This is a genomic window from Longimicrobium sp. (genome assembly GCF_036388275.1).
GTDB lineage: Bacteria > Gemmatimonadota > Gemmatimonadetes > Longimicrobiales > Longimicrobiaceae > Longimicrobium.
This window is the reverse complement of record NZ_DASVSF010000025.1, coordinates 1-22,446: the sequence shown is the minus strand read 5'-3', so window position 1 is coordinate 22,446 and position 22,446 is coordinate 1. Positions and strand designations below refer to the sequence as shown.

Sequence of the window (22,446 nt, the reverse complement as noted above, 5' to 3'; positions counted from 1 at the left end):
GGCCTGGGGTGCGTTCCTCAATGGCGCCACGCTCGTCGGAATTCCCCGGGACGTCCTCCTCTCGCCCCCCGCGCTGTACCGGATGCTGCGCGACGAGCGCATCACCACGCTCTACCAGACCACCGCGCTGCTCAACCAGCTCTCGCGCGAGCTGCCCGACGTGTTCGCGCCGCTGCGCGAGGTGCTTTTCGGCGGGCAGGCCGTGGACGCCGACAGCGTGCGCCGGCTGCTGAAGGCGGGCGGTCCCGAGCGCCTGCTGCACATGTACGGCCCCACGGAGACGACCGCCTGGTGCTCGTGGGAGCAGGTGGCGCACGTGGCGGAGGACGCGCTCACGGTTTCCGTGGGCCGCCCCACCGGCAACCAGCGGATCTATCTGCTCGACGCCGCGCTGAACCCGGTGCCCGTGGGCGTGCCGGGAGAAGCGTACGTGGGTGGCGACGGCGTGGTGCGCGGCTACCTGGATCGTCCGGGGCTGACGGCGGAGCGCTTCGTTCCCGATCCGTTCGCAGGCGAGCCCGGGACGCGGATGTACCGCACCGGTGACCGGCTGCGCTGGAAGGCGGATGGGCGGCTGGAGTTCATCGGCCGGGTGGACGAGCAGGTGAAGGTGCGCGGCTTCCGCATCGAGCCGGGGGAGATCGAGGCGGTGCTCTCGGCGCACGCGGAGGTGCGCGAGGCGCGGGTGATCGTGAGCGACGATGCGTCGGGCGAGAAGCAGCTGGTGGCGTACGTCGTCGGGAATGTGGATGCGGAGGGGCTGCGCGCACACCTGCGGGAAAGCCTGCCGGAGTACATGGTGCCGGCGGCGTTCGTGGGGCTGGAGCAGCTGCCGCTGACGCCGAATGGCAAGCTGGACGTCAAGGCGCTCCCCGCGCCGGAGCTGGGCTCGGCGGAGGACGAATACGTGGCTCCGGGCACGCCCGTGGAGGAGGTGCTGGCGGGAATCTGGGCCGAGGTGCTGCGCCTGGAGCGGGTGGGGGTGCACGACAACTTCTTCGAGGTGGGCGGGCACTCGCTGCTTGCCACCCGGGTGGTCTCGCGCATCCGCGAGGTGTTCGGGGTGGAGGTGCCGCTGCGCGCGCTCTTCGAGGGGCCGACGGTGGCGGAGCTGGCCGGGCGCGTGGAGGAGATGCGCCGGGCGGAGCTGCCGGTGCTGCCGCCGGTGGTGCCCGTGGAGCGGACGGGGGCGCTGCCGCTGTCGTTCGCGCAGGAGCGGCTCTGGTTCACCGACCAGCTGGAGCCGGGAAGCGCCGTCTACAACATCCCCGTGGTACGGTGGCTGGGGGGTGCGCTCGACGAGGCGGCGCTGGAGCGGAGCCTCGGCGAGATCGTCCGCAGGCACGAGGCGCTGCGGACCGTCTTCCGCGAGGTGGACGGCTCGCCGGTGCAGGTGATCGCGCCCTTCGGCGGGTTCTCCCTGCCGGTGGAGGACCTGTCGGGGCTGGGCGAGGCGGATCTCGAGGCGGCGGTCAGGCTCCGCATCGGCGAGGACGCGCGGCAGGCGTTCGACCTTTCGGCGGGACCGCTCTTCCGTGCGGCGCTGCTGCGGCTGGCTGCGGAAGATCACGTGCTGCTGGTCTCGATGCACCACATCGTCAGCGACGGGTGGAGCATGGGGGTGTTCTTCCGTGAGTTCTCCTCGCTGTACGAGGCGTACCGCGAGGGGCGCGAGTCGCCGCTCCCCGAGCTGCCGGTGCAGTACGCCGACTACGCGGTGTGGCAGCGCACGCAGCTGGATGGCGAGGGGCTGAACCGGCAGCTGGCGTACTGGAAGGAGCGCCTGACGGGAGCGCCGGGGCTGCTGGAGCTGCCGACGGACCATCCGCGCCCGGCGGTGCAGACGTTCCGGGGCGCGTCGGTGCCGGTGGATCTCTCCCTGGAGCTGCTGGAGCGCTTGCAGGCGCTGGGGCGGAGCGAGGGCGCCACGCTGTACATGACGCTGCTGTCTGCCTTCCAGGTGCTCCTCTCGAAGTACGCCGGCAGCGAGGACGTGGTGGTGGGGAGCCCCATCGCCGGGCGCACGCGCGGCGAGGTGGAGGAGCTGATCGGCTTCTTCGTCAACACGCTGGTGCTGCGCACCGACCTTTCGGGAGAGCCAAGCTTTCGCGAGGTGCTGCGCCGGGTTCGCGACCTCACGCTGGGCGCGTACGCGCACCAGGAGGTGCCCTTCGAGAAGCTGGTGGCCGAGCTGCAGCCCGAGCGGTCGTTGAGCAACTCGCCGATCTTCCAGGTGATGTTCGCGCTGCAGAACGCCGAGAGCCAGGGAGCCGCGCTGCAGGGGCTGAAGATGGGCGCAGGCGGAGCGGCCATGGAAACCGCAAAGTTCGACCTCTCCCTGACCCTCGCGGAAACCGCCCAGGGCCTGCGCGGAGGACTGAACTACAGTACCGACCTGTTCGAGCGCGGCACGATGGAGCGGATGGTCGGCCACCTGGCGCGGGTGCTGGAGCAGGCCGCGGCCCGGCCGGAGGCGCGGCTCGCGGAGCTGGACCTGCTCTCGCCGGAAGAGCGCGGCCTGGTGGTGGATGCCTGGAACCGGACCGAAGCGGAGTATCCGGCGGACCGGGGCGTCCACGAGCGGTTCCAGGAGCAGGCGGCGCGCACGCCGGGGGCGGTGGCCGTGCGCTTCCAGGAGGAGTCGCTCACCTACGGCGAGCTGAACGAGCGTGCCAACCGGCTGGCGCACCATCTCGCCGGCGTCGGTGTCCGGCCGGAGACGCGAGTCGCGATCTGCCTGGAGCGGGGGCCGGAGATGGTCGTTTCCGTACTGGCCGTGCTCAAGGCCGGCGGTGCGTACGTCCCGCTGGACCCCGCCTATCCCGCGGAGCGGGTTGCGTTCATGCTCGCCGACGCGACCGTGCCCGTGCTGGTGACGCAGGAATCACTGCGTCCGGCGCTCCCCGCCGGTGACGGCGTCAAGGTCGTGAGCGTGGATGGCGACGGGGACCGGGTCGCGGCGCAGCCTGCCGAGAACCCGGAACGCGGCGTCTCACCCGAGCACCTGGCGTACGTGATCTACACCTCCGGCTCCACCGGGACGCCCAAGGGGGTGCTGGTGCAGCACGGCTCCCTGGCCAACCTGCTGGCCGCCACGCGCGAGGCGTTCGGAGTGGGCGACGGCGACGTGATGCCGGCACTGGCCTCGTACGCCTTCGACATCTGGCTCTTCGAGGCGCTGCTGCCCCTTACCTCCGGCGCGGCGGTGCGCCTGGTGGAGCGCGACCGGGTGCTGGACGTGCCCGCGCTGCTGGAGGAGATCGCGGACGCCACGCTCGTGCATGCGGTTCCCGCGCTGATGCGGCAGCTGGTGCAGGTGGAGCGCGAGACGCCCCGGCTGGGCCGGCTGCGGCGCGCCTTCGTGGGTGGCGACCGGGTGCCGGCCGACCTCCTGGCGGAGATGCGGGAGGTGCTCGCCGGGGCGGAGACGCACGTCTTCTACGGCCCCACCGAGGGGACCATCCTGGCCTCCGTGCATCCCGTCCCGGCGGACGGGGTGCACGGGCACCCGATCGGCCGCCCGCTGGGGAACGTGCGCCTGTACGTCTGCGACGGGCTCGGCGGCCCGCAGCCGGCGGGCGTCCCGGGCGAGCTCCTGGTCGGCGGGGCGGGGGTGGCGCGCGGCTACCTGGGCCGCGCGGCGATGGCCGCGGAGCGCTTCGTCCCCGATCCGTTCTCGGCCGAAGGCGGCGCGCGGCTGTACCGCACGGGCGACCGGGCGCGCTGGCGGGCGGACGGGACACTCGAGTTCCTGGGGCGCACCGACTTCCAGGTGAAGGTGCGCGGCTTCCGGATCGAGCCGGGGGAGATCGAGGCGGTGCTGCGCCAGCACGAGAGCGTCACCGAGTGCGTGGTCGTGGCGCGCGAGGACGTGCCCGGCGGCCAGCGGCTGGTGGCGTACGTGGTCGGCGGCGTGAAGGCCGACGAGCTGCGGGAGCACGTGCGGCGGAGCCTGCCGGAATACATGGTGCCGGCGGCGTACGTGGTGCTGGAGGCGCTGCCGCTGACGCCTACGGGCAAGCTGGACCGCAAGGCGCTGCCGGCGCCGGAGTTCGCGTCGGACGTGGACCGGTACGTGGCGCCGCGGACGCCGGCCGAGGAGGTGCTGGCGGGGATCTGGGCCGAGGTGCTGAAGGTCGAGCGGGTGGGGGTGCACGACAACTTCTTCGCCCTGGGGGGCCATTCCCTCCTGGTGGTCACCCTCGTCGAGCGCATGCGGCGCCGCGGCCTGCGCGCGGACGTACGCGCCCTCTTCGTCACGCCCACGGTGGCGGAGCTCGCCGCGGCGGCGGAAGGCGACTCCCACGAGGTAGCGATCCCGCCGAACCGGATCCCGGCCGGCTGCGGCGCCATCACGCCCGAGATGCTCCCGCTGGTGGAGCTCACGCAGGCGGAGATCGACGGCATCGTGGCCGGCGTGCCGGGGGGCGCGGAGAACGTGCAGGACATCTATCCGCTGGCGCCCCTGCAGGAAGGGATTCTCTTCCACCACCTGCTCAGCCCGGAGAACGACCCCTACCTGCTTCCGCAGCCGTTCTCCTTCGAGAGCCGCGAGCAGCGGGACGCCTACCTGGCCGCGCTGCAGGCGGTGGTCGCGCGGCACGACGTCCTGCGCACGGCGGTGGTGTGGGAGGGCCTTTCCGAGCCGGTGCAGGTAGTCTTGCGTCACGCTCCTCTCGTGATCGAAGAGGTGGAGGTAGACCCGGCCGCGGACGATGCGGCGAGGCAGCTGCACGAGGCCTTCGACCCGCGGCATCACCGCATGGACCTGAGCCGCGCTCCCCTGCTGCGTGCCTACGTCGGCCGTGAAGCCGTCGCGGGGCGCTGGGGGCTGCTGCTGCTGCTGCACCACATGGTGAGCGACCATACCGCGGCAGAGGTGCTGCGCGAGGAGCTGGAGGCGCACCTGGATGGCCGCGCGGAGCAGCTCCCGACCCCTCTCCCGTTCCGCAACTACGTGGCGCAGGCGCGGCTGGGGGTGAGCCGCGCGGAGCACGAAGCGTTCTTCCGCGAACTGCTGGGAGACGTCGATGAGCCGACGGCGCCGTTCGGGCTGCGCGAGGTGCGGGGAGACGGGCTGGGGCTGGAGCAGGGGGTGGTGCGGGTGGAGGAGGAGCTCGGGGTTCGGCTGCGGGAGCGTGCGCGGCGGCTGGGAGTAAGCGCGGCGGCCGTGTACCACGTAGCGTGGGCTCAGGTGCTGGCGCGGGTCTCGGGCCGGAGCGACGTGGTCTTCGGGACCGTGCTCTTCGGGCGCATGGAGGGCGGGGAGGGGGCAGACCGGGTGCTGGGGCCGTTTATCAACACGCTGCCGGTGCGGATCCGGGTGGGGGAAGAAGGTGCGGAGGCGAGCGTTCGCCGGACGCATGTGCTGCTGGCGAGCCTGGTGCGGCACGAGCACGCATCGCTCGCGCTGGCGCAGCAGATGAGCGGGGTGCCGGCGCCGGAGCCGCTGTTCTCGGCGCTCTTCAACTACCGGCATGCCGGTAGTGGCGGCGGAGGCGGCGGAGGAGGGAAAAGCTCTGCGCGCGGGCCGAGGCAGGCGCAGGTCATCGAGCGTTCGAACTACCCGCTCAACCTTTCCGTGAACGACTGGGGAGATCGGTTCTCCCTGTCGGTGCAGGCCGAGGCGGGGGTGGGCGCGGAGCGCGTGGGCGCGCTGATGCACGTGGCGCTCGCGGGACTGGTCGAGGCGCTGGACGAGGCGCCGGAGCGGCCGCTGGAAGCCATCGAAGTGCTCCCGCAGGTCGAGCGGCGGCAGGTCCTGGAGGTGTGGAACCGCACGGCGGCGGAGTACCCGGTCGAGTCGTGCATCCACGAGCTGTTCGAGGCGCAGGCGGCCCGCACGCCCGGCGCGGACGCGCTCGTCTTCGAAGACGAGACGCTGAGCTACGCGGAGCTGAACGCGCGTGCCAACCGCCTTGCCCACCACCTGCGCGGCCACGGCGTGGGCCCCGACGTGCGCGTGGGCGTGCTGATGGAGCGTGGCGTGGAGATGGTGGTCTCTCTCCTGGCGGTGCTCAAGGCCGGGGGCGCGTACGTGCCGCTGGACCCGGGGCTGCCCGCCGAGCGGCTGGCGTACATGCTGGACGACAGCGGCGTGCCGCTGGTGCTGGTGCAGGCTGCCCTGCGCGAAGCCGTCCCCGCGCGCGAAGGCGCGGGGGTGCTGGCGGTAGACACGCTGGCGGAGGAGATCGCGGCCGAGAACACGGAGAACTCGGAGAGCGGCGCGGGGCCGGATTCGCTGGCGTACGTGATCTACACCTCCGGCTCCACCGGCCGCCCCAAGGGGGTGATGAACCAGCACCGGGGCGTGGTGAACCGCCTGGTGTGGATGCAGGCGCACTTCCGGATCGGCGCGGACGACGTGGTGCTGCAGAAGACGCCGTTCGGCTTCGACGTGTCGGTCTGGGAATTCTTCTGGCCGCTGCAGCAGGGGGCGCGGCTGGTGATGGCGCGGCCGGACGGGCACCGCGACCCGGCCTACCTCCGCGACGTGATCGAGCGCGAGGGCGTAACGACGCTGCACTTCGTCCCCTCCATGCTGCAGCCGTTCGTCGACGCGGTGGAGGCGGGCCGCTGCGGGTCGCTCCGCCACGTGGTCTGCAGCGGCGAGGCGCTGCCGCCGGCGCTGGTGCGGCGCTTCTACGACCGGTTCGCCGGCCCCGTGGTGCTCACCAACCTGTACGGCCCCACCGAGGCGGCCGTGGACGTGAGCTGGTGGGGGTGTGCGCGTGAGGACGCGGCCGGCGTGGTGCCGATCGGCCGCCCCGTCTGGAACACGCGGCTGTACGTGCTGGACGCGGCGCTCGAGCCCGTCCCCGTGGGCGTGCCGGGCGAGCTGTACATCGGCGGGGTGCAGGTCGCGCGGGGCTACCAGGGCCGCGCGGCGATGACCGCGGAGCGCTTCGTCCCCGATCCGTTCTCGACGGAAGGCGGCGCACGGCTGTACCGGACCGGCGACCGTGCGCGGTGGCGGGCGGACGGCGCCATCGAGTACCTGGGGCGGCTCGACTTCCAGGTGAAGGTGCGCGGCTTCCGCATCGAGCTGGGCGAGATCGAGTCCGTCCTGCGGGGCCACGAGGGCGTGACGGACTGCGTGGTCGTGGCGCGCGCGGATGCGGGTGAGACGCGGCTGGTCGCGTACATCGTGGGTGACGCGGAGGCGGAGGCGCTGCGCACGCACGTGCGGCGGAGCCTGCCGGAGTACATGGTCCCGTCCGCCTTCGCCTTCCTGGACGCGCTCCCGCTGACGCCGAATGGGAAGCTGGACCGCAAGGCGCTGCCGGCGCCGGAGCTCGCGTCGGCGGAGGACCGCTACGTGGCGCCGCGAACCCCGGCCGAGGAGGTGCTGGCGGGGATCTGGGCAGAGGTGCTGCGCCTGGAGCGGGTGGGGGTACAGGAGAACTTCTTCGAGCTGGGAGGCCACTCTCTGCTGGGCACGCGCGTGGTGTCGCGCATCCGCGAGGTGTTCGCCGTGGAGCTGCCGCTGCGCGCGCTCTTCGAAGGGCCCACGGTGGCGGAGCTGGCGGTGCGCGTGGAGGAGATGCGCCGCGCGGGGGTGCCGGTGCTGCCGCCCGTGGTGCCGACCGAGCGCACGGGTGCGCTGCCGCTGTCCTTTGCGCAGGAGCGGCTCTGGTTCATCGACCGGCTGGAGCCGGAGAGCGCCACCTACAACATTCCCACCGCGATGCGCCTGGCGGGCGCGCTGGACGCGGCGGCGCTGGAGCGCGCGGTGGGCGAGATCGTCCGCCGCCACGAGGCGCTGCGGACGGTCTTCGCCGAGGTGGACGGCTCGCCGGTGCAGGTGGTCACGCCGTTCGGCGGGTTCGCCCTTCCGGTGGAGGACCTGTCGGGGCTCGGCGAGGCGGATCGCGAGGCGGCGGTCGGGCGTCGCGTCGGCGAGGAGACGGCACGGCCGTTCGACCTCGCCGCGGGACCGCTCTTCCGCGCGGCGCTCCTGCGGATCGGCGCCGAAGACCACGTGCTGCTCCTCTCGATGCACCACGTCGTCAGCGACGCGTGGAGCCTCGGGGTGCTCTTCCGGGAGCTGTCGGCGCTGTACGCGGCGTACCGCGAGGGACGCGAGTCGCCGCTGCCGGAGCTGGCGGTGCAGTACGCCGACTACGCGGTGTGGCAGCGCGAGCAGCTGACGGGCGAGGTGCTGGACCGGCAGCTGGCGTACTGGAAGGAGCGGCTGGCGGGAGCGCCGGAGCTGCTGGAGCTGCCCACGGACCGTCCCCGCCCGGCCGTGCAGACGAGCCGGGGCGCGTCGGTTCCGGTGGAGCTCTCCCCGGAGCTGCTGGACCGTCTCCAGGGGCTGGGGCGGAGCGAGGGCGCGACGCTGTACATGGTTGCGCTGTCTGCCTTCCAGGTGCTGCTGGGCACCTACGCCGGCAGCGACGACGTGGTGGTGGGGAGCCCGATCGCCGGGCGCGGGCGCCGCGAGGTGGAGGAGCTGATCGGCTTCTTCATCAACACCCTGGTGCTGCGCACCGACCTCTCGGGAGACCCCTCCTTCCGCGAGACCTTGCGGCGGGTGCGGGAAGCGACGCTGGGCGCGTACGCGCACCAGGAGGTGCCCTTCGAGAAGCTGGTGGCCGAGCTGCAGCCGGAGCGGTCCCTGAGCCACTCGCCGCTCTTCCAGGTGATGTTCACCCTGCAGAACGCCGGGGGCGAAGGAGGCGCGCTTCCGGGGCTGAAGGCGGGCGGCGTCGGTGCCGCGATGGAGATCGCCAAGTTCGATCTGTCCCTGGCGCTCGCGGCGACCCCCCAGGGCCTGCGCGGCACGCTGAACTACAGCACCGACCTCTTTGAGCGCGGCACGGCCGAACGGATGGTCGGCCACCTGGAGCGGGTGCTGGAGCAGGTCGCCGCCGATGCCGACGTGCGGCTTTCGCGGCTGGAGCTGCTGGGCGAGGCGGAGCGCGCGCTCGTGCTGGAGGAGTGGAACCGGACGGCGGCGGAGTACCCGGCGGACCGGTGCATCCACGAGCTGTTCGAGGCGCAGGCGGCGCGCACCCCCGATGCGGCCGCCGTCGTCCACGAAGCGGATGCGCTCACCTACCGGGCGCTGAACGAGCGGGCGAACCGGCTGGCACGCCACCTCGTCCGCCAGGGGGTGGGCGGCGAGACGAGGGTGGGCGTGTGCCTGGGGCGCGGGGTGGAGATGGTCGTTGCCCTCCTCGCCGTGCTCAAGGCGGGCGGTGCCTACGTGCCGCTCGATCCGGCCTATCCCGCCGAGCGGCTTGCGTTCACGCTCTCCGACTCCGGCGTGGTGGTGCTGCTGACGCAGGAAGCGCTGCGCGCGGCGCTTCCCGTGCCGGACGGCGTCACCGTGGTGAGCGTGGACGGAGCGGCGGCGGAGATCGCCCGCGAGAGCGCGGAACGCATCGAGCGCGGCGCCACCCCGCGGAGCCTGGCGTACCTGATCTACACCTCCGGGAGCACGGGCGTCCCCAAGGGCGTGGCCATCGAGCACGAGAGCGCGGTGGCGCTCGTGTCGTGGGCGGCGGGCGTCTTCACGACCGAGGAGCTGTCGGGCGTGCTGGCGTCGACGTCCATCTCCTTCGACCTCTCCGTCTTCGAGCTCTTCCTCCCGCTGTCTCTCGGCGGCCGCGTGATCGTGGTGGAAAACGCGCTGGCGCTGCCGCAGTCCGCCGCGGCGGGGCAGGTGCGGCTGGTGAACACGGTTCCGTCCGCGATCGTGGCGCTGCTGAAGGCCGGAGGGATTCCCTCAGGCGTGCGGACGGTGAACCTGGCGGGCGAGCCGCTGCGGCCGGCGGTGGTCGACGCGCTCTACGGCGAGGGGATCGAGCGCGTGTACGACCTGTACGGCCCGTCGGAAGACACCACGTACAGCACCTGGACGCTGCGCCAGGCAGGCGGGCCGGCCACCATCGGCCGGCCGATCTCCAATACGCGCGCCTACGTGCTCGGCGCCGCGCTGCGGCCGGTGCCGGCGAGGGTGCCGGGCGAGCTGTACCTCGGCGGCCGCGGGCTGGCGCGCGGCTACCTGGGCCGGCCGGGGCTCACGGCGGAGCGCTTCGTCCCGGACCCGTTCTCGGGCGAGCCCGGCGCGCGGCTGTACCGCACGGGAGACCGGGCGCGGTGGCGGGTGGATGGCACACTGGAGTACCTGGGGCGGCTGGACGCGCAGGTGAAGGTGCGCGGCTTCCGCATCGAGCTGGGCGAGGTCGAGGCGGCGCTGCGGCGGAATCCGGCCGTCACCGACTGCGTGGTGATGGCGCGCGAGGACGCACCGGGCGACAAGCGGCTGGTGGCGTACGTCGTCGCCGGCGTCGAAGCCGACGAGCTGCGCGAGCACCTGCGGCGGAGCCTGCCGGAGTACATGGTGCCGTGGGCGTTCGTTTCGCTGGAGCGGCTGCCGCTGACGCCGAACGGAAAGCTGGACCGCAAGGCGCTGCCGGCGCCGGAGGGGAGTTCGTACGCCGCCCGCGCGTACGAGGCGCCGCGCACCGAGGCCGAGCGCAAGGTGGCCGCGGTGTGGGCCGAGGTGCTGGGGGTGGAGAGCGTGGGCGCGCACGACCGGTTCTTCGACCTGGGCGGCCACTCGCTGCTGCTGGTGCGGGTGCAGGCGCGCCTGCGCGAGGCGTTCGGCCAGCCGGTGCCCATCACCCACCTTTTCCGTTACCTTACGGTGAGTGCCCTGGCCGCGGCGCTGGAAGCCCCCGCGCCCGAGCCGGCCGCCGCCCCGGCGGACGACGCGCGGGTGCGGGACGGGCGGCACAGGCTGCGGGCGAGGGGGCGGGCTGGCGTGACGGGGTCACGGGGCGACGGGGGCGGCCCGGGGTGACGGAGGGCCCGGGATGACGGAGGGACCGGGTAGCGGTGTGAGCAGGCCGTCCCCTGTTCCTTGACGACGAATAAACGAAATTTCGAGCGATCGATGAGCCATAGCAACGAGCCCACGGGGCTGGAGATCGCCGTCGTGGGAATGGCGGGGCGCTTTCCCGGCGCGCCCGGCGTGGACGCCCTGTGGGCCAACCTGCGCGCCGGGGTGGAGTCCATCCGCCACTTCACCGGCGAGGAGCTGGCCGCCGCGGGGGTGCCGGAGTCGCTGCGCACCAACCCCGCGTACGTCCCCGCGCGGGGCGCGCTGGCCGAGGTGGATCGCTTCGACGCCGCCTTCTTCGGCTTCAGCCCGCGCGAGGCGCAGGTCACCGATCCCCAGCAGCGCCTGTTCCTGGAGGTGGCGTGGGAGGCGCTGGAGCACGCCGGCTACGATGCCGCGCGCGTCCCCGGCCGCGTGGGCGTGTACGCGGGCGCCAGCCTGAGCAGCTACTTCGTGAACCTGCTCTTCCGCCCCGACGTGATCGCCGCGGCCGGCGAGATGACCGTGAACATGGGGAACGACAAGGACTTCCTGGCCAGCCGCGCGGCGTTCAAGATGGGGCTCGAAGGCCCCGCCGTGGTGGTGCAGACGGCGTGCAGCACCTCGCTGGTGGCGGTGCACCTGGCCTGCCAGGCGCTGCTGGGCGGCGACTGCGACATGGTCCTGGTCGGGGGCTCGGCCGTAACGGCGAACGAGCACGCGGGCTACCTGTATCAGCAGGGGAACATCCTTTCGCCGGACGGGCATTGCCGGGCCTTCGACGCGGATGCGCGGGGGACGGTGGGCGGCAGCGGCGTGGCCGTGGCGGCGCTCAAGCGGCTGGAAGACGCGCTGGCCGACGGCGACACCGTGCACGCGGTGATCCTGGCCACCGCCATCAACAACGACGGCTCCGCCAAGGTCGGCTTCACCGCGCCGCGGGTAGAGGGGCAGGCCGCCGCCATCCGCGCCGCGCACGCCGCCGCCGACGTGGACCCCGCCACCATCACCTACGTGGAAGCCCACGGCACGGGGACGGAGCTGGGCGACCCCATCGAGATCGAGGCGCTCACGCAGGCGTTCCGCGCGGGAACGGACCGCACCGGCTTCTGCGCCATCGGCTCGATCAAGACCAACATCGGCCACCTCGACGTGGCGGCGGGGATCGCGGGCCTCATCAAGACCACGCTGGTGCTGCGCGAGGGCGAGATCCCGCCTTCGCTGCACTTCACGCGGCCCAACCCGCAGATCGACTTCGCGTCGAGCCCCTTCTTCGTCAACGCCACGCTGGCGAAGTGGACGCCCCCCGCCGGGGTGCCGCGGCGCGCCGGGGTCTCGTCGTTCGGCATCGGCGGCACCAACGCGCACGTGGTGATGGAGCAGGCGCCCGCGGCGGCGCCCTCCCCCGCGCCGTCGCGCGCGGAGCAGCTGCTGGTCCTTTCCGCCCGCACCGAGACGGCGCTGGACGCGGCGGCGCGGCGGCTGGCCGCGCACCTGGAGCAGAACCCGGAGCAGCCGCTGGCGGACGTGGCGTGGACGCTTCAGCAGGGGCGGCGCGCCTTCGCCCACCGCCGCGCCGTGGTGGCGCGCACCCACGCCGAGGCCGCGCGGGCGCTGGCGGACCCGGCTGCGGGCGTGGCCGGCCGGGCCGGGAGCGAGGCGCCCGCGGCCGTTTTCCTTTTCCCCGGCCAGGGCGCGCAGTACGCGGGAATGGCGCGCGGCCTCTACGAGCGCGAGCCCGTCTTCCGCGACGAGCTGGACCGCTGCGCGGAGTTCCTGCGCCCGCACCTGGGCCTGGACCTGCGCGAGGCGATCTTCTCGGACGACGCGGACCGGCTGAAGCAGACGGCGCTGACCCAGCCCGCGCTCTTCGCCGTGGAATACGCGGCCGCGAAGCAGTGGATGGCGTGGGGGATCGTGCCGGAGTCCATGATCGGCCACAGCGTGGGCGAGTACGTGGCCGCCTGCCTGGCCGGCGTCTTTTTGCTGGAAGATGCGCTGGCCCTCGTCGCCGAGCGCGGCCGGCTGATGCAGTCGCTGCCGCCGGGCTCCATGCTCGCCATCCCCCTTCCCGCCGCCGAGGTGGAGCCGGCGCTGGGCGGATCGGTGTCGGTCGCGACCGTCAACGCGCCGGACCGCTGCGTGGTCTCCGGGCCGGGCGACGAGATCGCGCGGCTCGAGGCGGAGCTGGCGGCCCGCGGGATCCAGGCGAAGCGCGTGGAAACGTCGCACGCGTTCCACTCGCCGATGATGGACCCCATCCTCGACGCCTTCAGGGCCCGCGTGGCGCAGACCGCCCGCGGCGCACCCGCGCTGCGCTGGGTGTCGAACCTCACGGGAACGTGGATCACGCCGGAGCAGGCGGCGGACCCTGCGTACTGGGCCAGCCACCTGCGCCAGGCCGTCCGCTTCGCCGACTGCGTGGCCACGCTGGCCGCGGAGGGGCGCGAGCGGGTGTTCGTGGAGTGCGGGCCCGGGCGCACGCTGTCGTCGCTGGCCAGGCGGCAGGTGCCGGGATCCGCCGCCATCCCCGCCATGCGCCACGCCGGCGACCCGGCGGACGACGTCGAGGTGCTGCTGTCCGCGCTGGGCCGCGCCTGGGCGGCGGGGACGGAGGTCGACTGGCGCGCCGTGCACGGGGGGCAGGCGCGCCGCCGCGTTCCGCTGCCCACCTATCCCTTCGAGCGCAAGCGATTCTGGATCGACCGCGCGCCGCGGCCCGGCTTCGTCGCCCCGGCGACGATCGCGGGGGACGAGGCGGAGGCGGACGCCGCGGCCGGCGACCCGCGGGCGGGGTGGTCGGCCACGGAGCGGGCCATCGGGCGCATCTGGGAAACGCTGCTCGGCGCCGCGCCGGGGCTGCACGACGACTTCTTCGGGGAGGGCGGCGACTCGCTGATGGCGACGCAGCTGGTGGCCCGCATCCGCGCGGAGCTGGGCGGCCAGATCGGCGTGCGCGCCGTGTTCGAGGCTCCCACGGTGGCCACGCTGGCGGCGGTGGTGGACGGCGCGGCCGCGGACGCAGGGCTGGACGCGCTCCTGGCGGGGGTGGAGGGGCTGAGCGACGACGAGATCGAGGCGCTGCTGACGGCGGGGATTGAAGAGAGTGGACATGACTGAACTGACCGATCGCCTGGCGAAGCTGACGCCCGCGCAGCGCAAGCTGCTGGACATGCGGCGCGCACAACCCTCCGCGGCCTCCCCGGCCGCGGAGCCCGCCCCCATTCCCGCGCGCGGCGGGGGGCCGGCGCCGCTCTCGTTTTCGCAGCGGCGCCTGTGGTTCCTGGACCGCATGGAGCCGGGGAACGCCTTCTACAACCTTCCCAACGCCGTGCGGCTGCGCGGCGCGCTGCACCAGGCGGCGCTGGAGCAGGCGCTGGGGGAGATCGTTCGGCGCCACGAGGCGCTACGGACGGTCTTCGCCGAGGCGGACGGCGAGCCGGTGCAGGCGGTCGCGCCGTTCGGCGGGTTCATCCTGCCGGTGGAGGACCTGTCGGGGCTGGGCGACGCGGACCGCGAGGCGGCGGCCAGGCGCCGGGTGGGGGAGGAGGCGGCCCGGCCCTTCGACCTCGCGACGGGCCCGCTCTTCCGTGCGGGGCTGCTGCGGCTGGGGCCTGAGGAGCACGTGCTGCTGGTGTCCATGCACCACATCGTCAGCGACGGGTGGAGCATGGGGGTGCTCCTGCGCGAGCTGTCGGCGCTGTACGCGGCGTACCGCGAGGGGCGTGCGTCGCCGCTGCCGGAGCTGGCGGTGCAGTACGCCGACTACGCGGTGTGGCAGCACGAGCAGCTGGATGGCGGGGTGCTGAACCCGCAGCTGGCGTACTGGAAGGAGCGCTTGGCGGGCGCGCCGGAGCTGCTGGAGCTGCCGGCGGACCATCCGCGCCCGGCGGTGCAGACGTACCGCGGCGCCACGGTGCCGGTGGAGCTTTCCGCGGAGCTGACGGAGCGGCTGCAGGCGCTGGGGCGCGGCGAGGGCGCCACGCTGTACATGACGCTGCTGGGTGCCTTCCAGGTGCTGCTCTCCAGGTACAGCGGGAGCACGGACGTCGTCGTGGGCAGCTCCATCGCGGGGCGCACGCGAAAGGAGGTCGAGGAGCTGATCGGCTTTTTCGTCAACAGCCTGGTGCTGCGCACCGACCTTTCGGGCGACCCCGGCTTCCGTGAGACCCTGCGGCGGGTGCGCGAGGTGACGCTGGGCGCGTTCGCGAACCAGGAGGTGCCGTTCGAGAAGCTGGTGGCCGAGCTGCAGCCGGAACGGTCGTTGAGCCACTCGCCGCTCTTCCAGGTGAACTTCGAGCTGCAGAAGGCGGGTGGGGGCCAGGGAAGCGCGCTGCAGGGGCTGAGCGTGGGCGCGGTCGAGGCGGACCACGTGAGCGCCCAGTTCGATCTTTCCCTGGAGCTCGTGGCGACTCCCCAGGGGCTGCGTGGCGGACTGATCTACAGCACCGATCTCTTCGATCGCGGGACGATCGAGCGGATGATCGGCCACCTGGCGCGGGTGCTGGAGCAGGTGGCCGCCGACCCGGACGCGCGCCTTTCGCGCCTGGCGCTCGCCGGGCCGGAGGAGCGCGCCCGGGTCGTCGTGGAGTGGAACCGCACCGAGGCGGAGTATCCGCGGAACGCCTGCATCCACCAGCTCTTCGAGGCGCAGGCCGAACGCACGCCCGACGCGGCGGCGCTGGCCTGGGGCACGGAGGCGCTGACGTACCGGGAGCTGGACGCGCGCGCCAACCGGCTGGCGCACCACCTGGCCGCGTTGGGCGCGGGGCCGGAGAGCCGCGTCGGCCTGCGGCTGGAGCGCAGCGTAGAGAACGTGGTCGCCACCTTGGCCGTGCTCAAGGCCGGGGGCTGCTGCGTTCCCGTCGACACCAGCTACCCGGCCGAGCGGATGGAGCTCATGCTGGCCGACAGCGGCGTCCGCGTCCTGCTGAGCGACGGCGAGCTCGCCGCCCCCACGGGTCTCCACGTCGTCCGCCTGGACCAGCTGGCGGAGGGGCTCGCCGCCGGGCCCGATCATCCTCCCTCGACGAACGCGTCGGCGGAAAACCTCGCCTACGTCTTCTACACCAGCGGGAGCACGGGACGGCCGAAGGGCGTGATGATGGCCCACCGCGAGGTGGTGCAGTACGCATCGGGCCTCCCCGGGACGATGCCGATCGGCCCCGGCGACCGCGTGGCGCAGGCGTCGAACGCGAGCTTCGACGCCGCCGTGTTCGAGATCTGGGGCGCGCTGCTGAACGGGGCCGCGCTGGTGGGCATCGACCGCGACGTCCTCCTTTCCGCGCCGCTGCTGGGGCAGGCGCTGCGCGAGCAGGGGATTACGCACCTCTACCAGACCGCCGCGCTCTTCAACCAGCACGTGCGGGAGCAGGTGGACATCTATGCCACCCTGCGCCAGTTGGTGTTCGGGGCCGAGGCCGTGGGAACCGAGAGCGTGCGGGCGATGCTGCGCCAGGGGAAGCCCGCCCGCGTGCTGCACGAGTACGGGCCCACCGAGGCGACCGTGTGGTGCACGCTCGAGGAGGTGGAGGAGGTGGCGGAGGACGCGCCCACCGTGCTGATCGGGCGGCCGATCCCGAACGCGCGCGCCTACGTCCTCGACCCGGCGGGCGAGCCGCTCCCGGTGGGCGTTCCCGGCGACCTGTGCATCGGGGGCGAGGGCGTGGTGCGCGGCTACCTGGGCCGGCCGGGGCTGACGGCGGAGCGCTTCGTCCCCGACCCGTTCGCCGCGGAGCCAGGCGCGCGGATGTACCGGACCGGCGACCGGGCGCGGTGGCGGGCGGAGGGGAAGCTGGAGTTCATGGGCCGCCTGGACGACCAGGTGAAGATCCGCGGCTTCCGCATCGAGCCGGGCGAGGTGGAGGCGGCGATCGCGGCGTATCCCGGGGTGCGCGAGGCCCGGGTGATGATGCGCGAGGACCAGCCGGGCGACAAGCGGCTGGTGGCGTACGTGGTGGGCACGGTGGATCCGGACGGGCTGCGCGCGCACCTGCGCCAGGGGCTGCCGGAGTACATGGTGCCGCAGGCGATCGTCGCCCTGGAGCGGCTGCCGCTGACCCCGAACGGCAAGGTGGACCGCAAGGCGCTGCCCGTGCCCGAGTACGCGGCCGGCGCGGACCGGTACGTGGCGCCGCGCACCCCCGTGGAAGAGGTGCTGGCGGGGATCTGGGCGGAGGTGCTGGGGGTGGAGCGGGTGGGGGTGGAGGACGACTTCTTCGCGCTCGGCGGGCACTCGCTGCTGGTGACGCGGCTCCTGGCGCGGGTGCAGAACGCGCTGGGCGCCGTCGTGCCGCTGCGCGCCGTCTTCGAGGGGCCCACGGTGGCGGAACTGGCCGTGCGGGTGGAGGAGGTGCGCCGCGCCGGGCTGCCGGCGCTGCCGCCGGTGGTGCCCGCCGAGCGCACGGGGGCGCTGCCGCTCTCCTTCGCGCAGGAGCGGCTCTGGTTCATGGACCAGCTGGAGCCGGGGAGCGCCGCCTACAACGTCCCCGTGGCGGTGCGCCTGGGAGGTGCACTGGACGTGGCGGCGCTGGAGCGGGCGCTGGGCGAGATCGTCCGGCGTCACGAGGCGCTGCGGACGGTCTTCGCCGAGGTGGACGGCGCGCCGGTGCAGGTGGTGGCCCCGGTCGGCGGATTCGCCCTGCCGGTGGAGGACCTGTCGGGGCTCGGCGAGGCCGATCGCGAGGCGAAGGTCAGCCGGCGCGCCGGCGAGGAGGCGGCACGGCCCTTCGACCTTGCGGCGGGCCCGCTCTTCCGCGCGGCGCTGCTGCGGCTGGGCGCCGATGAGCACGTGCTGCTTGTGGGGATGCACCACATCGTGAGCGACGGGTGGAGCATGGGGGTGCTCTTCCGCGAGCTGTCGGCGCTGTACACGGCGTACCGCGGGGGCGGGGAGTCGCCGCTGCCGGAGCTGTCGGTGCAGTACGCCGATTACGCGGTGTGGCAGCGCGAGCAGTTCGCGGGCGAGGTGCTGGACAGGCAGCTGGCGTACTGGCGGGAGCGCCTGGCGGGCGCCCCGGAGCTGCTGGAGCTGCCCGCGGACCATCCCCGCCCGCCGGCGCAGACGTACCGGGGCGCGATGGTTCCGGTGCAGCTCCCGCTCCAGCTGCAGGAGCGGCTGCAGGCGCTGGGGCGCAGCGAGGGCGCGACGCTGTACATGACGCTGCTGTCTGCCTACCAGGTGCTGCTTTCGAGATATTCCGGGAGCGAGGACGTGGTGGTGGGGAGCCCGACCGCCGGGCGCACGCGCGCGGAGGTGGAGGAGCTGATCGGCTTCTTCGTCAACACGATGGTGCTGCGCACCGACCTCTCGGGAGACCCCAGCTTCCGCGAGCTGCTGGGCCGGGTGCGCGAGGCCACGCTGGGCGCGTACGAGCACCAGGAGCTTCCCTTCGAGCGCCTGGTGGCCGAGCTGCAGCCGGAGCGGTCCCGGAGCCACGCGCCGATCTTCCAGGCGTCGTTCACGATGGACGACGCCCAGGGCACCGGCAGCGGGCTCGCGGAGCTGAGCCTCCAGGGAGTCGGAGCGGAGCTCGGGGTCGCCAAGCTCGATCTGGCCCTGACGCTCCTTACGACCCCCCAGGGCCTGCGCGGCGGGGTGACCTACAGCACCGACCTCTTCGAGCGCGCCACCATCGAGCGCATGGTGCGGCACCTGGAGCGGGTGCTGGAGCAGGCCGCCGCGAACGCGGACGTGCGGCTCTCGCGGCTGGAGCTGCTTTCGGCCGAAGAGCGCGGCCTGGTGGTGGAGGAGTGGAACCGGACCGACGCGGAGTATCCGGCGGACCGGTGCATCCACGAGCTGTTCGAAGCCCGGGCGACGGAGACGCCGGACGCGGCCGCGGTCCGCTTCGACGGCGCGGCGCTCACCTACCGCGAGCTGGACCACGCCGCCAACCGGCTGGCGAACCACCTGCGGCGCCGCGGGGTGGGCCCGGAAACCCGCGTGGGCATCTGCCTGGAGCGCGGCACGGAGCTGGTCGTGGCCATCCTGGCCGTGCTCAAGGCCGGCGGCGCCTGGGTGCCGCTGGACCCGGCGTACCCGGCCGAGCGGCTGGCCTTCATGCTCGCCGACTCGGGTGCCCGGCTCCTGCTCACCCGCCGTCCCCTGCCGGAGGGGCTGCCGCCCCACGCCGCCGAGGTCGTCTGCCTCGACGCCGAGCGCGAGCGCATCGAGGCCGAGAGCGCGCAGGCGCCCGCCGCCGGCGTGCTCCCCGAGAACCTGGCGTACGTCATCTACACCTCCGGCTCCACCGGCCGCCCCAAGGGCGTGCTGGTGCCGCACCGGGGGCTCGCCAACGTGGCCCGGGGGCACGCGCGCGACCTGGGCGTGGAGGCCGGCGACCGGGTGCTCCAGTTCGCCTCGCCCAGCTTCGACGCTTCGGTGTTCGAGATGGTGATGGCCCTGGCCGCCGGCGCCACGCTGGTGCTGGGGACGCGCGAGACCCTGGCCCCGGGACCCGACCTCGTCCGCTTCCTCCACGACGAGGAGGTCACCGTAGCCACCCTGCCGCCCTCCGCGCTCGCCGTGCTGCCCACGTCGGAGCTGCCGGCGCTCCGCACGCTGCTGACCGCGGGCGAGGCGTGCCCGGCCGAGCTGGTGGAGCGCTGGGCCCCGGAGCGCCGCTTCTTCAACCTGTACGGGCCCACCGAGGCCACCATCTGGTCCACCACCGCGGTGTGCGCTCCGGGCGGCGGGCGGCCCCCCATCGGGCGCCCGGTGGCCAACACCCGCGCGTACGTGCTCGACAGGCGTGGAGAGCTGGTGCCGGTGGGTGTGGCGGGCGAGCTGTACGTGGGAGGCGCCGGCGTAACCCGCGGCTACGCCGGCCGGCCGGCGCTGACGGCGGAGCGCTTCGTCCCTGACGCGTTCGGAGCGGCGGGAGGGCGGTTGTACCGCACGGGCGACCGGGTGCGGTGGTCGGCCCGGGGCGAGCTGGAGTTCCTGGGGCGGGTAGACGCGCAGGTCAAGGTGCGCGGGTTCCGGATCGAGCCGGGCGAGATCGAGGGCGTGCTGCGGCGGAGCGAGGGAGTCTCCGAAAGCGTGGTCGTGGCCCGCGACGACGTGGCCGGTGAGAAGCAGCTGGTGGCGTACGTGGTGGGCAACGTGGAGGCGGGCGCCCTGCGCGAGCACCTGCTCCGCGAACTCCCGGAGTACATGGTGCCGTCGGCGGTCGTGGTGCTGGACGCGTTCCCGCTGACGCCGAATGGAAAGCTGGACCGCAAGGCGCTGCCGGCGCCGGACTTCGCCCCCGCCGAGGAGGGCTACGTAGCGCCGCGCACGCCGACCGAGGAGGCGCTGGCGGGGATCTGGGCGGAGGTGCTGCACCTGGACCGGGTGGGGGTGGCGGAGAGCTTCTTCGACCTGGGGGGCCACTCGCTGCTGGCCACGCTCGCGGTCGCGCGGGTGCAGCAGGTGTTCGGGGTCGAGGTGCCGGTGCGGACGATCTTCGACGAACCCACGGTGGCGGAGATGGCCGCCCGCGTAGACGCTGCCCTGGAAGTGATGGACGCCGAGCTCGGCCAGGTGGACCCGGAGGAGATGGCGGAGATGCTCGCGCTCCTCCGCCGCTCCCCCCTCGCATGAGCTCCCACGGTCGCTCCTGGCCGCAACGGAGCGTCGCGTCGCGGCCGCGTGACGGGGGGCGAACGGGGGCAGGGGTCGCGGGGCGCTTGGGAAACGGAGCCGCCATGGATGAGTCAGCCCGCGCAGGCACGATCCTATTCGGACGTTAACCTGCGCGGATTCCTCCCGTAGTGTGCCGCCTCCTCCGTTCTCGGCAGCGCTCCATGCACCGGCTCGGCGGGACCGCGCCGGCCGGCAGGTCCCAGCTTGCGTAACGTCAGATTCCAACACGTTTTACTCCGACTTTTTCCGGAGTGGAACGTTGACTAAACATAATGCGGAGGGTTATCATCAGCATCGTTACCATTCAGACACCGTGGGAACAAAAGCCCAACCCGGATCCCGCGCGGTTGGGCGCCATGTGATCGCGTCCACTTCCCGGTCGGTTGCCAGGCGGGAGATGAAGGGCGCGTTTCCGCCTTGTGGAGCACGATCCGAGTGGTCCGCGCGCGAAGCGGCTGGAGGTGAAGGTGCCGCGGGTTGAGCCGGTAACCGGGCCGGTGCCCCAGGACGTGATCGACGCCCATCACGCTCGGGTGAACCCGGACGAGAGGGCGTAGCGGCTGGCGCTCCGCCGCGCGTCTGCCGGCCGCACGAACTCCGCTTTCCTCACGCGCTCCGCATCGAGCCGTGGTTCGCCGGCCATGCGGGCGGCGGCCGGCTCGCCGGCGCGCCCAGCCGCCCCCGCCGGGCGTAATCCACCCGCGGGTTCGGCGTTTTCCCTCGGCCGGCCGCTTTCGCCGGGCGCGAGGGGCTCCGTGCGCGTTCCACACACCATCGTTTCCTGTATCCGCAGATGATGAACTCCGTCGCGACACTCACCGAACTGACGCCGGCCGAGCGCCTGGAGCTCCTGAAGATGGCGCGGGCCCGGAAGCTGGTGGGGCACCTGTCGGAGCTTCCGCCCATCGAGCCGGCCGGCCGGGACCGCCGGCTGCCGCTGTCGTTCGCGCAGGAGCGGCTCTGGTTCATCGACCGCCTGGAGCCGGGAAGCGCTGCCTACAACATCCCCGCCGCGGCGCGCCTGGCGGGTGCCCTGGACGGGGCGGCACTGGAGCGGGCGCTGGGCGAAATCGTGCGGCGTCACGAGGTGCTGCGGACCGTCTTCGCAGAGGTGGATGGCTCGCCGGTGCAGGTGGTCCAGCCGTTCGGCGGGTTCCACCTGCCGGTGGAGGACCTGTCGGGGCTGGGCGACGCGGATCGCGAGGCGGCGGTCGGCCGGTGGGTCCGGCAGGAGGCGGCGCGGCCGTTCGACCTCGCCGCGGGACCGCTCTTCCGTGCGGCGCTGCTGCGGCTGGGCGACGAAGACCACGTGCTGCTGCTCGCGATGCACCACATCGTGAGCGACGGGTGGAGCATGGGGGTGCTGTTCCGGGAGTTTTCGGCGCTGTACGCGGCGTACCGCGAGGGGCGCGAGTCGCCGCTGCCGGAGCTGGCGGTGCAGTACGCCGACTACGCGGTGTGGCAGCGCGAGCAGGTGGAGGGCGAGACGCTGGAGCGGCAGCTCGCGTACTGGCGGGTGCGGCTGGCGGGCGCGCCGGAGCTGCTGGAGCTGCCGACGGACCGTCCCCGCCCGCCGGTGCAGACGTACCGGGGCGCGACGGTGCCGGTGGAGCTCTCGGCCGAGCTGCTGGAGCGGCTGCAGGCGCTGGGGCGGAGCGAGGGCGCGACATTGTACATGGTGGTGCTGGGCGCCTTCCAGGTGCTGCTGAGCAAGTACAGCGGGAGCGAGGACGTCGTCGTGGGCAGCCCGATCGCGGGGCGCACCCGGAAGGAGGTCGAGGAGCTGATCGGCTTCTTCGTCAACACCCTGGTGCTGCGCACCGACCTCTCGGGAGACCCGAGCTTCCGCGAGACCCTGCGGCGGGTGCGGGAGGCCACGCTGGGCGCGTACGCGCACCAGGAGCTTTCCTTCGAGAAGCTGGTGGCCGAGCTGCAGCCGGAGCGCAGCCTGGGCCACACGCCCCTCTTCCAGGTGATGTTCTCCCTG

4 protein-coding genes are annotated in these 22,446 nt (G+C 73.3%); all 4 read left to right on the top strand.

From position 1 onward, the window contains the following. Positions 1–10,813, top strand: a 10,813-nt coding sequence (locus VF632_RS07700; protein ID WP_331022290.1) for an amino acid adenylation domain-containing protein, incomplete at its 5' end; no start/stop codon positions are given. A gap of 93 nt (positions 10,814–10,906) precedes the next feature. Then, complete coding sequence (locus VF632_RS07695; protein ID WP_331022289.1) at positions 10,907–13,951, top strand: type I polyketide synthase; 3,045 nt, start codon at positions 10,907–10,909, stop codon at positions 13,949–13,951. After that, positions 13,944–20,417: an amino acid adenylation domain-containing protein gene (locus tag VF632_RS07690; protein ID WP_331022288.1), complete on the top strand. Its 6,474-nt coding sequence runs from the start codon at positions 13,944–13,946 to the stop codon at positions 20,415–20,417. The genes VF632_RS07695 and VF632_RS07690 overlap by 8 nt, the downstream gene beginning before the upstream one ends. 835 nt (positions 20,418–21,252) lie before the next feature. After that, positions 21,253–22,446 (top strand): condensation domain-containing protein (locus tag VF632_RS07685; protein WP_331022287.1); only part of this gene is annotated, 1,194 nt, incomplete at its 3' end.

Coding starts and splice junctions, on each gene's coding strand:
- VF632_RS07690 (WP_331022288.1), top strand. CDS start 13,944: ATGACTGAACTGACCGATCGCCTGGCGAAGCTGACGCCCGCGCAGCGC.
- VF632_RS07695 (WP_331022289.1), top strand. CDS start 10,907: ATGAGCCATAGCAACGAGCCCACGGGGCTGGAGATCGCCGTCGTGGGA.